The organism is Paenibacillus liaoningensis, from assembly GCF_059609455.1.
On record NZ_JCAALU010000003.1, the window covers coordinates 38892 to 54284 of the forward strand.

Here is a 15393-nt window from a genome sequence, read left to right on the forward strand (position 1 = left end):
AAAGTAGAATTTAGAATTTAGAGACAAAAAACAATGGGTATAGGGAGAGATTACGATGGCTAATCAGAAAAAATGGGTTCAACAATTATTGGTCGTTTCCGCTCTGGCATTGGCGCTGACGGCATGCGGCGCGAAGGAAGAAGCTACGAGTGCAAGCGGAAACGCTAGCTCTGCCCCTACTGCCGCGGCTGCGGAAACAAGCTCGCCTGAGGCTGCTGCCGATGACACTCCCGAGACGACAACCGTTACACTCGTCGGCGTTCGCGACGCCCAAATTTCCTCCCAGCAAATTATTGCCGACAAGCTTGGCTACTTCAAGGAAGCAGGCCTCGATGTAACAAGCCAGCTCATCGAAAGCGGCCCGGATATTGCTCCTTTGGTTGCAGGGGGCAGCGCTCCTGTCAGCATTCAAACGAACTTTATGGATATTATTTTGAAATCCTCCAATATTCCCGTGAAAATTGTAGCGCCGCTAGCTCAAATTGCCGGAACACAGGCTGTCGTCGGCTCTAGCAAGCTTGAATTGAAAAGCGCTAAGGATCTGGAAGGCAAAACAATCGGCATTCCAAGCGGAGCAGATGTCAAGTTCGCCATCGATAATATGGGCAAGGAGCTTGGCGTTGACGTAAGCAAAATCAAATACGTCAACCTCGCGCCGAGTGACGCCGTTGTCGCTTTACAGAACGGGTCAATCGATGCAATGGCAGCGTGGGAGCCATTCATTACGAAGGCGATTCAAGGTGGCGGCAAGTTTCTATTCAGCGGCACAAAAAGCGAGCTTCCTGATAAAACGGGCGCTGTGAACTGGATGAGCGTGCATACGACGGTACAGGTTACCGACGATTATTTGAAGGAAAACCCGAATACGATTAAAGCGATGCTTGGCGCTCTAGAGAAAGCGACAGCTTACATTAATGACAATCGGGAAGAAGCAATTAAAATATTGGCGCCAGAGCTGCACTTAACCGAAGATGAGCTTAGAGAGATTATGAACCGCAACGTATACGCCATGGAAGTAAATGATACTTACATTAACGGGAGCAACGGCCAAGCCGTAGGCGAATATTTGAAAAGTGTAGGCAATATCAAAAGCATCCCTGAATTCGCTTCGTACCATGATCTGAGCTTGCTCAAAGCGCTTGATCCTGCGCTAGTAACCGAGTAAAAAAGTAACTGAGTAGGGATAAAAATAAGAGGAACATAACGGGAAGGCTGAGCCCTTGTGGTTCTGCCTTCTATGTTTATATCCTCCTAATCGGACAGAGGTGAGCTTATGAAGGAACCATTGGATTTAATCATCCGGGACGGCTCGGTTGTCCTAAGCCATGATGTTCGCCAAATGGATATTGGTATCCACAATGGGCGAATTGTACAGCTGGCTGAGCGATTGACAGCCCCTGCCAAGCAAACGGTTCAGGCAACCGGCATGATTGTGATGCCCGGCATGATCGACGCCCATGTCCATTTGAACGAGCCGGGACTTGGAGCTTGGGAAGGCTTTGCCAGCGGCTCCTCGGCTCTTGCAGCCGGCGGCTGCACTACTTTTATCGATATGCCGCTAAATGGCCTCCCTCCCACCGTTACTGTTGCCGCCTTGCAGCAAAAGCTTGCCGCTGCGCAAGGAAAATCCGTTGTGGATTATGCATTATGGGGCGGGCTTGTACCGGGGCATCTAGATGACTTGCGAGCGTTGGATGAGGCCGGAGTTATCGGCTTCAAGGCCTTTATGTCTTCCCCCGGCGATCCATCCGAGGATGCCTTTCGCGAGGTCGATGATGCGACGCTCCTGGCTGGAATGAAGATTATCGCCGAGCTTGGACATGTGTTAGCGCTTCATGCGGAAAGCGAGCCCATTGTCTCTGCTTTGACGAAAGAGAAGCTGGCTGAGGGCGCCATATCTGCGGCAGATTATACGGCATCGCGTCCAGTGCGCGCTGAGCTTGAGGCGGTTGAACGCGCGCTCCTGTTCGCGGAGCAGACGGGATGCGCTTTGCATTTTGTCCATATTAGCAGTGCCGATGCCGTCCAGACGATAGCCAATGCTAAGCAGCGCGGTATGGATGTGACCTTGGAAACGTGTCCTCATTATTTGGTGCTCACAGACCGTGATTTGGAGCTGATTGGTCCAGCAGCCAAATGCGCCCCTCCATTACGGAGCAAATTCGAGCAGGAAAAGCTGTGGGCGATGCTTGCTGCTGGACATATCGATATGATCGCCTCCGACCATTCCCCCTGCCCGAGCGAATTGAAGCAATCCAGCAATTATTTTACTGCGTGGGGAGGCATAGCGGGAGCGCAAAATTCGCTGGAGCTGATGATTGATGAAGGCTATACAAAGAGGGGGATTCCACTCCCGGCGCTGAGTCGGATGCTGTCGTCCGCACCCGCCACAAGGTTTGGCCTCAGCGATACGAAGGGCGAAATACGCCTCGGAGCAGATGCGGACCTAGTCATGGTTCAGCTCGATGCCCCATACACCCTTGAAGCTGAGCATCTCTATCATCGCCATAAGCATAATCCTTATATCGGCAGAAAATTCGGCTGCCGTGTCATGGCTACTTGGAGCAGAGGGAATATGGTGTACGAGGTTAAAAGTGGTATAGCTCAGCCGTTTGCAGGGCAATGGCTGAGCAGCGCTCCTGCTTGTGCGAGGCAGCAGGTGTGAGCTCTTGCGTTTTCTCACTTTTATTAGCTGATAAAATGAAACAGCCCTTCGGTCATCCCACAAGATGATTGAAGGGCTGATTTCTGTTATAACGCTGTTCACTCTGAAATTCATGAGTTCATTCAACGTGCGAGCTATAATTCAATTCCTATCCTACACTCCTCAGCGATTGCCTAAATTCCTGAGGCGTCATGCCTTCATGCTGGCGGAACAAGCGGCTGAAATATTCAGCATCCTCGTAGCCGCACAAATAGCTGATTTCCTGAACGGTAAGCTCAGTATCCAGCAGCAGCTGCGAAGCTCGTCTCAGGCGGATTCTCGTGAAATAAGAATGCGGCGCCATGCCTAGCCGCTCTTCAAACTGCGTGCGAAAATGGCTTTCAGAGAAACAACTTTCCCGGTACAGCTCCTCAAATGCCGCTGCCGAAATCGGCAGCTCTTCGGCAAGCTGCTCCATCCGCTGCACGAACATGATTATATCGCTGTGCTCCTTCTGCACTGTCGCTTGTTCGTTTTCATAGGGCTGCAGCGTTTGGAGCGCCTGCGGGCCGTCCGTTAAATTTTCGACCAGTTGCACGATCAAGTTCAGCATTTCAGCATCGGTACGCAGCCGCTGGTAAGCACCGCCCTGCTCATAGGCGCGCACCGTCCAGCCTGCACAAGCAAATAGCTCGTCCGTTGCAGATTCAAGCACTATCACATGAGGAAGCCAAATGGAATATGGCGCTGATTTTGATGCTGGCTCCTCTGTTACTGGCGCTGGCACCAGCGCTGATGCTGCCAATTCCGACTCCGTTTCGGAAGCCTCATTAGCATCAATGTGATGCAATAGCTCCTCTTTCAGCTGTACCCGCGGCTCCCAGTCAAAATGAATCGCAATATGCAGCTCATCCTCCTGCCCCTGTTCCAGCCCCTGCATCAAGCTGTGGGCGACGCCCGGCGGAATCATAATGACCGAGCCTTCCTTATATGCGGCTTGCTTGCCTTCAGAAGAAACGATACCGCTCCCCTTTAGCACAAAAATAAACTTATGATCGTAAATCGTTCTCGGTGCTGCCGCTTTCGAGCCAACGCTCAGATGGGCGAAGCGGACCGACGGCCTAGCCGTTCGATGCTGCAGCAGCTGTATGAAAGGAAGCAACGCCTCTCCTCCTTGCTTCTAAGTTAGGTTTAAGCTTGAATGTTCACGACGAAGGGGACGATAAACGTCTTCCCGCCGCGCTGAAATTGTCCCCATATTTTATATACACCAGGCTCTGGAAACTCGGTGGCAAAAACAGCATCCGGGCCCTTTGCAGCCTCATCCAGCGGATGCACATGCAAATATTTTGCCAAATCGCCGCTAATAATGACGACATGGCCCACAGCTCCCAAATAAGGCTCTAAATCTGTAACCGGCTCACCCGTCGCTGCATCCTCAAAGGTGTACGTGAGCTTAGCTTCCTCGCCCGCTTTCGTCGTTGACAGCGCGAGCTTCACCTGCTGTCCTTCCACCGTCTTCACAAGCTCTTGGTCTGCCTTCAGCTCGACTTTAGCGGCAGCTTGCCCCGTAACTTCCACCTCTGTACTCATCGTCTGCTGCGCGGCACCTGTTGGTATAAAATCGGCAAACAGCTTGTATGTGCCAGCGGCCGGGAACGTTTCCTTCACTGTAAATTTGCCGCCACTTTCATAATTCGGGTGTATATGTGAAAAATAGTTCAAGTCGCTGCTTACGGCAATCAAATGCATAAGCTTCTCATGATTCAAATCAAACTTCTCGATTGGCGCACCCGCATCATCCGTGACATTAAGCTCAATGGCTTCTTCCGCTCCTGCTGCTGGCTGTCCACTCTGGAAGCTCCACAACACATCGGCATTTGCCTGTTCATGCTCCATACCGTCCATATCCCCATGGCCGCCATGACCGTTATTGCTCCCCGCTTTTTCATCACTGCCATGTCCATTGTGTGCGCCTGACTCCGCAGCTTCTGGTGCAGCTGCCGGGCTGGACTGCTCATGCCCTTCATGACCGCTTGCGCTTGTGCCGCTAGTGTTTGCGCTATTCGAACCGCATCCTGCCAGCATGCCCGCAAGCGCGATCATCGTCATATAGAGCGCCGCTTTACTTTTTGCCATTTTCCTTTTCCCAACTCCTTTTTTAAAAAACACAAAAAGCCGCTCCTTCTCCAAAGCCCAAACCATCTTGCTATGTTCGCTTCGGAAAAAGAGGGCTCTGCTAGTTTAGCTTATGCCCCGTGTTATACGACGTCGAAACCGGTGTTTTCAATCGCTTCTTTAATGGAAGCCAGTGATACTTTCTCTGCATCAAACTCCAACGCTACTTGTCCAGCTGCTAAATCGACTTTACCGCTTGCTCCCGCTTCATTTACAGCTTTCTCCACCGTGCTCACGCAATGTCCACAGGACATGCCTTCTACTTTAAGTATTACATTTTCCATCTTTATAGCCTCCTTGAGTAATGTTTTATTATTTCATTAATTTCTTAACGGTAATCAACAGCTCGTCAATAACTTCATGCTCGCCTGCCTGAATGCGATCGACAATACAGCTTTTCATATGCCCTTCCAGCAGCAGCTTGCCTACCCCGTTTAATGCCGATTGCGCAGCTGCTATCTGAGTGAGCACATCATCGCAATACGTATCCTTCTCAATCATCGCCTTCACGCCGCGGATTTGACCCTCCACCTTGTTCAAACGCCTGATCAAATTCGCTTTCATATCATCGGAATGGTGGCTCAGACGCTCCTTGGACTGGTCATCGCCTGCACCACCTGAATCCATATGCTGATGCAAACAAGCCGATTTCGTTTCTTTGTCCATAATAATACCTCCAGGGGGTATAGCATAAGCTTATTTTTATATTAACATACCCCCATAGGGTATGTAAAGCCATATAAAAGGCTATATGCATAGAATCAAAAACAGCAGCTCCAGACCATAAATGCGTGTCCTGAACTGCTGCTTTTGGGAAAAATAAGATCATATAGGGTCGGGCATGAGTTCGTTTAGTGAATTTCTTTCTTGCTAAAGTTGCCGCCGCTCACATCAGATACATGCTCAATGGCAACGAATGCGCGGGGATCAATGTCATGGACGATGGATTTAAGCTTCGCCACTTCCAGACGGTTGACTACGCAGTAGATCATTTGCGTTTCTTCTCTGGAGTAGCCGCCCCTTGCCTGGATATACGTTGTGCTTCTGCCCAAACGGCTCATAACAGCTTCAGAAATTTCCTCGTATTCGGCAGATATAATGGTAACCGATTTGGATTCGTCGAGACCCTCCACCACAATATCCATCACTTTCGTCGCGATATAATACGTGAACATCGAATACATGGCGGAATCCCATTTGAAGACGAAGCCCGCCAAAATAAAGATGAACACGTTGACGATCATAATAAATTGTCCAACCGGCATGGAAAACTTCTTCGAGGCTAAAATCGCCAAAATTTCCGTGCCATCCAGCGATCCGCCGAAACGGATAACGAGACCGATACCACCGCCAAGAATAATACCGCCGAACAATACAGCAAGCAGCTTATCCTCTGTAAAAGCGTCCACGTGATGCAGCATTTGCGTCGTTACGGACATGACCACGATACCGTATAGAGTAGATATCGCAAACGTTTTACCAATTTGCTTGAAGCCGATGAACAGGAATGGCAGGTTCAAGAGGAAAATAAAAATACCCAGAGGCTTGTCAGTCAGGTGAGAGATCATAATCGAAATACCGGTAATTCCTCCGTCGATGACGCTATTTGGGACGAGGAACAATTCCAGTGCGACGCCCATGAGGACGGCTCCGATTGTAATAAACAGCGTTCTTTTCAAAATTTCAAGCTTTGAAAGTTTCTTATGCGCTTTTGCCATGCTTTGCCTCCGACTATTTTCTTTTAAGACTAGCATAGAAATGGATATTTTTCAAAACAACGGCTGGAAATATTGCAAGATTGTCGTCACTCGCATATAATTAGACCGATCAGTCGGTCTAGTAGGAGGGACAGCAAATGGTCAAGGGACGTTCAGATGGTGAAGAAACCAAACGCCGCATCGCCTCCACGGCAAAGCAGCTGTTTGTCCAGAAAGGCTATGGAGCCGTTTCCATGAACGAGGTATGCGAGAGCAGCAAGGTCAGCAAAGGCAGCCTATATCATCATTTTCCGAGCAAGGAGCAGCTTTTCCTTGCGGTGGCTGAGGAAGATAGTGAGCAATGGCGTTTGGCATGGGATCGTAAACGTGAGAAGCTGACTACTGTTGAGGAGCAGCTTTATGCACTTGCAGAGCATTACGCCCATGACTTTCAAAATCCGCTTATGAAAGCCATGGAGGAATTTTCGCGCAGCCAGGCGTTCACACAGGAGGAAATCTTCAATCGCCTTCTCCAGATCATGAATAACGCATCGCAAGCCTGCCGCGACCTTATTCGCGAGGGGCAAGCCAGCGGCCTATTTGTTGCTAGTGATGAGGAAGAGCTTGTTTTGATTGTCAGCAGCATGATGGAGGGCCTTGGAAAAGTGTATTATACGATTGACCGGGAGCAGGAACCGGATCGTGTCTCTAAGCTGTTTCATCTGGCAGCCAAGCTGCTGTTGAATGGTATACGCGCTAAGTGAAGGATAGCTGGCGCTTTTTTTTAGCTAATAATTAGACCGGTTGGTCGGTCTACAAACGAAGGGAATGGATACCATGTTATATCAGAACCGTACTTTTCGCATTATTCTTTTTTCTGATGTTATGCAGCAGCTAGCGATTTGGATTCGCAATATGGCACTCCTCTTTTTTGTCATGGAGCAGACGAATGGCAATAAGGTAGCCGTATCCCTGCTGTCCATTTTGGAATATGCGCCGATTCTTATCTTTTCCATCGTTGGCGGCGTGCTTGCCGACCGCTGGAATCCGAAGCGCACGATGATTGCCAGCGACCTGCTCAGCGCCGCATCGATTGGCGTCATAATGCTTATGCTGGCGAATGATTGGTGGGAAGCGCTGTATGTATCCGTATTCGTATCCGCCATCGTCAGCCAATTTTCACAACCTTCATCAGCGAAGGTGTTCAAACGCCATATTCCTGAGGATCAGGTTCCCGCCGCAGTTGGCCTTTCGCAAAGTCTATCGTCATTGTTTCTTATTCTCGGTCCGATTGTTGGAACGGCGATTTATCAGTGGGCAGGAATAACGACATCGCTGCTTGTGCTGCCAGTGTTATTTCTATTGTCAGCCACCGCGCTTACACTGCTGCCTAAGGAAAACAAGTCACAGGAACGTTCAAACGTTTCCCTTAAAAATGATTTAACCTCCGGCTACCGCTTCGTTATGGCTGAGAAAAGCTTACTCCGGTTATTTCTAACCTTCGCTTTCATCGGGCTGGCAGCCGGGCTCGTTCAGCCGCTTGAAATATTTATAGTGACTGAAAGGCTTGGCCTTAGCAAGGAAAATGTGCAGTGGTTTGCCACCGCCGACGGCATTGGCCTGCTGCTGGGCTCGCTGCTGGCAGCACTGTTGCCCAAGCTGCTTCAAGCTAAATATTTGCTGCCGCTTGCACTCGCCTTTCTTGGCATTACCTTTATAGTGGAAGGGTCCTCTATCTGGCCGCTGGTGACTGGAGCATTCCGCTTCGCCAATGGCATGCTGCTCGCCGTTCTTAATACGGCAGTTGCCAGCTTTGTCATTGCGAAAATTCCCGACGGAATGGTCGGCAAGGTCAATGGTCTGATGACCCCCTTGTTCATAGGGGCGACCCTGCTTGGCACAGTTGTATCCGGACTGCTCGCGACTTCAATCGGCTTGGTTCCCGTTTACCTCATAGCGGCAGCCGTATGTTTGATATCTGTTCTTCCCTCGCTCAAGGTGCATTTTCAGAGAAGTGACACAGCCGCCTCTCGAGAAGCATAAAAGCTGGTACGAAGCAAAGCCCAATCCACTCTACATAGAGGATTGGGCTTTGCTGCAAAGTTAAGCACATCGTTTTCCTTTTGTAATATAATCTCGACCCGAAAAAAACGGCGCTTCCTCCGAGCATAATCGTGAACTCCCAGCTCGTCAGCCTTCCAGCCATTCGCTGGCTTCAAGCTCCTTCATCGCCCATTCGCAAAAAGCTAATGAAGTCCGCGTATCCATCGTTCGTTTGCTAATTAGCAAATAACGCCCGAGCAGCCGCGCGTTCTGCTTGCGCGCATCCTTCCCGCTTACGCGCTTCTCCTCCAGAGTACGCATCAGTCCATCGTAACGCTCCAGCTCGCTCCGGCAAAAAGCTTCGCGAGTAACGAGCAACGCCTTTGCCTTTTCCGGCTCTGACAGCCACAAGCCATACAGCTTAAAATGCAGCTCGTCCCGCAGCACAGGATTTTCCGCTGGCAGCTCCACCCATCTTCCCAGCTCCGTTAGCCCTTTATCGGTAATGGAATATTCCTTCTTGTCCGGCTTATCCTGCTGCTCAATCCGCTCAAAAGCGATATAGCCGTTTTGCTCCAGCGCAGCAAGCAGCGGGTAAATTTGACTGTGGCCCGCCTGCCACAGCGGCTTTATTTTTTGCGCCAAATCATAGCCTGTTAGTGGACTAGCGCTTAGCAAAGCAAGCAACCCGTAGGATAAAGTGTTTAATCGCATCGTATATCGGCCTCCCAATATGTCATTATTGACATATAAAATGCATAAGTGTAACATAGATAACACAGAATATTATATGTAAAAGTAGACATATAAGCAATGACAGGAGGACATTTGTTTTGGAGGAGCAGACAACTACGATACGATTTTGGCCGATTATGATTGCGATTTTCTTCGGAACGTTCCTTTCTGTGCTCAGCACAACGACGATTAATATTGCGCTTCCACTGCTAATGGATCATTTCCATTCGGAGCTTTCAACAATGCAGTGGATGGTGACGGGCTTTATGCTGGCAACCGGAGTCATTTCACCACTCGTCGGGTATTTGGGAGGACGATTCAGTTATAAACGATTATATTTATACGCGCTGGTCGGCTTTACGCTGTTTTCGTTTTTGTGCGCAACCGCGTGGGATACGACGTCGCTGATCGTATTTCGAATGCTGCAAGGGGCATGCAGCGGGCTTATTATGTCCTGTACGATGACGATAATATTTCAGGTTGTGCCGAAGGAGCGCCGGGCATTTGCGGTTAGCCTATGGTCGCTGTCGGCGATGGTCGCACCTGCGATTGGCCCGACTTTTAGCGGCTGGCTGCTGCAGCAGGCAAGCTGGCATTGGCTGTTTTTGTTCAATGTGCCGATCGGGCTGATTGCGATTATTTTGACCCAAAAGCTGATTCCTTATTATCGGATGAACATTCCGAAATCGCTCGATATTCCGGGCATCATGACCGTTATTCTCGGCAGTCTGGCGCTGCTCGTAGCTTTTAGTGAGGGTAACAGCTGGGGCTGGAGCTCATGGAAAACGCTGCTGCTTATGGCTGCAGGCGTCGCTTTGCTAGGCCTCTTTATTTGGCGGGAGCTGACGGCCAAGGAGCCGCTGCTGAATTTGCGGGTTTTCCGCATTCGCCGCTTTACCATCATGCTGAGCATTTATGGCATGGTGACGGTGGCGCTGTACACGGGAACGTATTTGACTCCGCTGTTTTTGCAGCAGGTGCAGCTTGAAAGTCCGCTTGCAACAGGGCTGATTTTGCTGCCCTCCTCCGTCATATTGGCGCTTCTAAGTCCAATAGCCGGAAAGCTGTACCCGAAGCTTGGAGCGGTGAAAATGATCAGCATCGGCATCGTATTTATTTTCGCAGGGCTGTTTATGCTGAGCTGGCTGCATATGGATACGGCGTACAGCTTCGTACTGTGGGGAATGATCATTCGCAATATTGGGCTTGGCTTTGCTTCCGTTCCGAGCAGTACCGCCTCCATGGAAGAAATTCCGCCTGAGTGGTCCGGTCATGCCGCTTCCATCAGCAACTGGATTCGCAATGTGCTCAGTTCCTTCGCTATTGCAGTGTTTACGGGACTCATTTCCAGCCGTTCCGCCATCCATAGCAGCGAGCTCATCCAGTCTGGCGCTACCGATACGAATACGATCCGCTTGATGTCGTTCACAATGAGCATTAATGATGTGTTTGTGGTCGGTGCCATTACAGTGCTGGCCGGCTTCCCTCTCTTGCTGCTGCTTAAACAGCGGAAAGGGCGGGCGGCGGTTTTGCAGCCAAGCAGGTAATGGATGATGGATTGATGGGATTATGAACACCAAAGCACCAAACACCATTACAACAAAGCCACACTACAACAAAGCACCAATGAAATAGGCAATTGCGCCTGCTTCATTGGTGCTTTTCGATTTGAAGCTTACTTTAAGCTGATGCTTTACAGCTCCAGAAGCTCGCGCTTTTGAGCTTCAGGGTCAGCAATCACTTGAATGCTATGGTTGAAAATGAGCGTCGAACGCTCCGGCTTGCTGTATGCAGGCCAAGTGACATTTTCAACATTAGGCTTGCCCTGTTTGGCGAAAGCAAGCCACGCATCCTGCATGCGCCAAGCTAACTGCCTCATGGACTCATCGGGTGTAACGCCCATGCCCTGCATATGCTCCAGCGTATTGAACACAAAGAAGATTTCAATGGCGTGAATCGCTTTATTCAGCAGCGGGTGCTCCGGCAGCACCCAGTCAAAACGATACATCCATACAGGCGCATGCTCGCTTTGTACGGTGGCGAACTGCAGGGACGAACGCCAGAAAAAGGCTTCGGTCATCATTTGCGCTTGTCCGTCTGACGTTTGCGGATAAGCTGCCGCAGCTGCGGCGGCGTTTTTGATATCCGGCGCCATAAAAGCCAACGCTTTGGACATATCAAGATTATCATCAAAAGGCATATCGGGCCGGATGAAAAAATGCCCCTCATTCAAATTCGTCCCGATTAGCAGAGGAATGTCTTCCGCTGCCCCTTCCTGAATGGCCTCCAGCGGCGTCTGTGGAAGCGTCGCTTCGTCGGGCACCGGTTGAAACAGCAGCGCAAACCGGTCTCCCGCCTGCTCCTTCAGCTTTTCTCCTGCTGCAAAAATTTGCTCCGCCGGCACGCTCCTTAGCTTATCCAGCTCAGATGGATTAATGCCGAGAACTTGAAGCAGGCCTGCCCGGATGGCATCCGCTTGCTGAGGCGCAATGGACTGCGACGCTCCGCTTTGCATAATGGCATGGCTGTACAAGCCTTTCGCCTTCGGCATGGCCAGCAGCGCTGCAATGCTCATACTGCCTGCGGATTCGCCAAAAATGGTGACGGCAGCGGGATCGCCGCCGAACGCCGCGATATTATTTTTCACCCATTCCAGTGCTGCTATTTGATCTAGAAGTCCTGCATTCGATACGAAGGAGCCGCCAAGCGGCGCGAGATGCAGAAACCCGAACGGTCCTAGACGATAATTGATCGTCACGACGATCACATTTCCTCGCTTCACCAGCTCTGATCCATCATAGAGAGGCAAGCTTCCTGCTCCAGTCAAGAAAGAGCCGCCATGAATCCATACCATAACTGGAAGCGGCGCGGCTGCATTTTCAGTTATGGCTGCTTCCGGTGCCCATACGTTTAAATAAAGGCAATCTTCAGATTCAAGGGACGTACCTGCGGCAAACTCCGCTGACGCCCCATTGTGTCTTGGCTGTATATTTTCAGGGCCAAAATGGAAAGCTTCTCTGACGCCTTCCCACTGCTCAGGCGGAACAGGCGCTGCAAATCGCAGCTCATCTACTGGCGGCTTGGCATAGGGAATTCCCTTCCAAACGGAAACTCCGTTTAACTGCTGCCCTTTAACCGCGCCATCCTTCGTATTTACCTCGATCGTTGACATGCTTCACTCTCCCTCATTGCCCATAATGGAACGCAAAAAATGTTGAAAACAAACGAAATGACCGATTTGTTTTTTCGGTCAGTTCCTTATTATTTATGATAGCAAATGGGCGTCCGCTTATCAATTTTATGCCTTTTTCACTTCTAACTTCCCGATCCTAAGGGGCTTCTAATTCCATCCATAATCCATTTAATGATGAGCTGTTTTTGCTAAAGGAAATATACTTGGATTGAGACGAATAAGGATTTATTTTAAAAAATGCAAAAAGCCGCCCCCGCCATTTTACTGACGGATGGACAGCCCTGTTATTATTGCAGATTAATTGATTGCTTCCTCTAAAATCACGCCGCTTTCTGACTTCCCTTCTGGTCCTTGCGTTCCAGCGCCATGCTCCACCCACTCAGCAGCACCGCTCCCAGCACCATCAACGCGCCGATCCAGGTCGTATGAATAAGCCCGATGGAAGCAGCAATGATGCCGCCAAGATAAGCACCGATAGCAATCCCTGCATTAAAGGCAGCAATATTAATCGCCGAGGCCACATCAACTGCACGCGGCACGAACCGTTCGGCCAGCATCACAACGTACACCTGCAAACCCGGCACGTTCATAAAATGCAGCAGTCCCATCGCAATAATCGTCACTAGACCGATAATTTTGAAAGGCGCCGTAAATGTCAGGATAACGAGCACAACGGCCTGCACCATAAACATATAAAACAAAGCAACAATCGGGTTGCGGTTGGCAAGCTTTCCGCCAATCATATTACCGAGCGCAATCGCAATACCGTATACGAGCAAAATAACCGTGACCGTTCCCGATTTAAATCCGGTTATTTGCTGCAATAGCGGGGATAAATAAGTGAATACGACAAATGTGCCACCGTAGCCCAAGGCGGTGATGGCGAACAGCAGCAATAGCCGGCCATTTTTGACCAACTGCAATTGATCTTTAAAGGAAGAACGAGCTCCTTTGCGCAAATCGCTTGGAATGAGCAGCATATTCGCAATAAACGCAAGAACGCCGACAATCACGATAGCGACAAAAGCCGTACGCCAGCCCCACAGCTGGCCGATAAATGTACCGAGCGGCACACCGGTTACCGTCGCAACGGTCAATCCGCTGAACATAATCGAAATCGCGCTGGCACGGCGGTTCGCCGGAACAAGATCAGCCGCAATCGTCGAGCCAATCGACATAAATAGGCCATGCGAAAAAGCCGATACGATGCGCGCGATCAGCAGCACCTCAATGCTAGTCGATGCGGCCGCTAAGCTGTTGCCGATAATGAAGATGAGCATAATCCACATGAGCAGCGTTTTACGCGACAAGCTGGACGTTAGGGATGTAAGGATGGGAGCCCCAATCGTTACACCCAGTGCATAAAGAGAAACAGTTAGCCCCGCTGCCCGAAGCGATACCTGCAAGTCCTCTGAAATCAGCGGCAGCAGCCCGACACTTATAAATTCCGTGGTACCAATGGCAAATGCGCTAACGGCGAGAGCCAGCAGTGCCAATGTGCTTCTTTTTTGATTAATAGTCATGCTATATTGCCTCCTATTCTGTCGTGTATCTATTGGGTACGGTTCACTTCGCGAGTAGCCGCAATGGATCGATAAATGCTATGATAGGTTATATCTATCCAAATGAATAGTACGTACTTTTCAGTACTGTAGGCACTAAAAAGTACCTATAAATACCGATCAGCAAGGAGGAGCAGCATGACGAAGAAGAAATACAATATTTCCGTAGAAGCGACGCTTGAGGTTATCGGAGGGAAATGGAAATGCGTCATTTTGTGCCATCTCACCCACGGCAAGAAGCGGACTAGCGAGCTGAAGCGGCTCATGCCAGGCATTACGCAAAAAATGCTCACTCAGCAGCTCCGCGAGCTGGAGGACGATGGAATCGTGAACCGGATTACGTATAATCAGGTGCCTCCTAAGGTCGAATACGAGCTGACCGAATACGGACTCAGCCTCGACAGCATTTTGAGCGCCCTCTGCAACTGGGGAGAAGAGCATATTATCCGAATTTATGGCGATAAGTATTCGATGCTGGAGGAAAGTGTTTTGAATAAATAAGCACAGTCTGCTGCTTATTAGCGCGACGATGTAGTTGTAGAGATAGTATTGGAGTTTAAGTGTCACGGGGCTTTTCTAAAGCTATTCTAAAAAAAGGCTTATTCCTCCTTGAAGTCCAAGTGGAACGAGCCTTTTCCATATGCTATCTAAAATGCTCTCTCCTTTTTTTAGTTTCTAAATCGGCTAGTCTTACGGGTATAGGCAGTCTGCTTTCTTTATTAATTAACGCTAGCGTGATGGCGGTCGCGGTATCTATATCAATCCAATTGCCGCATGAAATAAAAATAGGCTTCACATCTTTATGCGTTCTTAGCGCTCGTCCATATACGATGTTGTTTATTACAATATTGGTGAACGCCCCTGCTTCATTCGCCGGCATATCAAAATCAACCGAATCGATTTTCAAATAAGTTTTCGCCATACCTATCGTCGGTTTATTCAGATGGAAGGACGCATGTGTGGCGATTCCCATATTTCTAGGGTGCAAATATCCATTGCCATCAAACATAATCATATCCGGATCACTAGTTAGCAGCTTAAACGTATCGATAATTAAAGGCAATTCTCTAAAAGATAAATAGCCCGGTATATAAGGCACCTTAATTTCAGCTTTTAAAGACTGTATCTCCACAACCTCTTTCGTTAGAAAATCTACGACACATATGCAGCACACTGCAATTGTCTTTCCAGCTTCCTCCCAGTACGCTAGATCCACTCCGGCAATGAGCTTAATGTCTTCTATTTTAAAATGATTTTCCAACTTAATTTGTTGAACTAAATCCTGTTGAATGTCATCATAGCTTGCCGTTATTTTATTTTCCATTTTGTTTGGACCTTTCG

At 49.4% G+C, this 15393-nt stretch carries 15 protein-coding genes; 6 read left to right on the forward strand and 9 right to left on the reverse strand.

Going from position 1 to position 15393, the window contains the following annotated elements; all coding sequences use genetic code 11:
• Nucleotides 1-55: 55 nt before the first annotated feature.
• Both AC6B99_RS04780 and AC6B99_RS04785 read left to right on the forward strand, forming a co-directional pair.
• Entirely contained in the window at nucleotides 56-1165 is a 1110-nt protein-coding gene (locus tag AC6B99_RS04780) for an ABC transporter substrate-binding protein (RefSeq protein ID WP_494881658.1), read from the forward strand.
• Between the two features lie 108 nt (nucleotides 1166-1273).
• Entirely contained in the window at nucleotides 1274-2665 is a 1392-nt protein-coding gene (locus AC6B99_RS04785; protein ID WP_496662875.1) for an allantoinase, read from the forward strand.
• Between the two features lie 148 nt (nucleotides 2666-2813).
• Here the strand turns inward: AC6B99_RS04785 and AC6B99_RS04790 are convergent, their stop codons facing one another.
• The 5 genes from AC6B99_RS04790 to AC6B99_RS04810 form a co-directional block, all read right to left on the reverse strand.
• Nucleotides 2814-3806, reverse strand: coding sequence for an AraC family transcriptional regulator (locus AC6B99_RS04790; RefSeq protein WP_056037373.1), 993 nt, complete (start codon nucleotides 3804-3806; stop codon nucleotides 2814-2816).
• Nucleotides 3807-3835: 29 nt separating this feature from the next.
• Nucleotides 3836-4783 carry a DUF8832 domain-containing protein gene (locus tag AC6B99_RS04795; protein WP_494881667.1) on the reverse strand — a complete coding sequence of 316 codons (948 nt, stop codon included), beginning with the start codon at nucleotides 4781-4783 and terminating at the stop codon, nucleotides 3836-3838.
• A gap of 122 nt (nucleotides 4784-4905) precedes the next feature.
• Nucleotides 4906-5106, reverse strand: coding sequence for a cation transporter (locus AC6B99_RS04800; protein ID WP_496662876.1), 201 nt, complete (start codon nucleotides 5104-5106; stop codon nucleotides 4906-4908).
• Nucleotides 5107-5134: 28 nt separating this feature from the next.
• Nucleotides 5135-5449: a metal-sensitive transcriptional regulator gene (locus AC6B99_RS04805; RefSeq protein ID WP_056037437.1), complete on the reverse strand. Its 315-nt coding sequence runs from the start codon at nucleotides 5447-5449 to the stop codon at nucleotides 5135-5137.
• Nucleotides 5450-5673: 224 nt separating this feature from the next.
• Nucleotides 5674-6540, reverse strand: coding sequence for a YitT family protein (locus AC6B99_RS04810; protein WP_056037378.1), 867 nt, complete (start codon nucleotides 6538-6540; stop codon nucleotides 5674-5676).
• A 137-nt stretch (nucleotides 6541-6677) separates the two neighbouring features.
• Here AC6B99_RS04810 and AC6B99_RS04815 point away from each other — a divergent pair, with 137 nt between their 5' ends.
• Nucleotides 6678-7283, forward strand: a complete 606-nt coding sequence (locus AC6B99_RS04815) for a TetR/AcrR family transcriptional regulator (protein ID WP_056037381.1) — start codon at nucleotides 6678-6680, stop codon at nucleotides 7281-7283.
• A gap of 73 nt (nucleotides 7284-7356) precedes the next feature.
• A complete protein-coding gene (locus tag AC6B99_RS04820) occupies nucleotides 7357-8562 on the forward strand; it encodes an MFS transporter (RefSeq protein WP_496662877.1) in 1206 nt (401 codons plus the stop codon).
• A 147-nt stretch (nucleotides 8563-8709) separates the two neighbouring features.
• On the opposite strand, the gene AC6B99_RS04825 is transcribed toward AC6B99_RS04820, so the two are convergent.
• Nucleotides 8710-9276, reverse strand: a complete 567-nt coding sequence (locus tag AC6B99_RS04825; protein ID WP_496662878.1) for a PadR family transcriptional regulator — start codon at nucleotides 9274-9276, stop codon at nucleotides 8710-8712.
• Nucleotides 9277-9395: 119 nt separating this feature from the next.
• Here AC6B99_RS04825 and AC6B99_RS04830 point away from each other — a divergent pair, with 119 nt between their 5' ends.
• A complete protein-coding gene (locus AC6B99_RS04830) occupies nucleotides 9396-10844 on the forward strand; it encodes a DHA2 family efflux MFS transporter permease subunit (RefSeq protein WP_496662879.1) in 1449 nt (482 codons plus the stop codon).
• Between the two features lie 146 nt (nucleotides 10845-10990).
• On the opposite strand, the gene AC6B99_RS04835 is transcribed toward AC6B99_RS04830, so the two are convergent.
• Nucleotides 10991-12469 carry a carboxylesterase/lipase family protein gene (locus tag AC6B99_RS04835; protein WP_496662880.1) on the reverse strand — a complete coding sequence of 493 codons (1479 nt, stop codon included), beginning with the start codon at nucleotides 12467-12469 and terminating at the stop codon, nucleotides 10991-10993.
• Between the two features lie 341 nt (nucleotides 12470-12810).
• Nucleotides 12811-14013, reverse strand: a complete 1203-nt coding sequence (locus AC6B99_RS04840; RefSeq protein ID WP_496662881.1) for an MFS transporter — start codon at nucleotides 14011-14013, stop codon at nucleotides 12811-12813.
• Between the two features lie 177 nt (nucleotides 14014-14190).
• On the opposite strand from AC6B99_RS04840, the gene AC6B99_RS04845 reads away from it, so the two are divergent.
• Nucleotides 14191-14553: a winged helix-turn-helix transcriptional regulator gene (locus AC6B99_RS04845; RefSeq protein ID WP_056037398.1), complete on the forward strand. Its 363-nt coding sequence runs from the start codon at nucleotides 14191-14193 to the stop codon at nucleotides 14551-14553.
• 142 nt (nucleotides 14554-14695) lie between these two features.
• Here the strand turns inward: AC6B99_RS04845 and AC6B99_RS04850 are convergent, their stop codons facing one another.
• Nucleotides 14696-15376, reverse strand: a complete 681-nt coding sequence (locus AC6B99_RS04850; RefSeq protein WP_496662882.1) for an endonuclease V — start codon at nucleotides 15374-15376, stop codon at nucleotides 14696-14698.
• Nucleotides 15377-15393 lie beyond the last annotated feature (17 nt).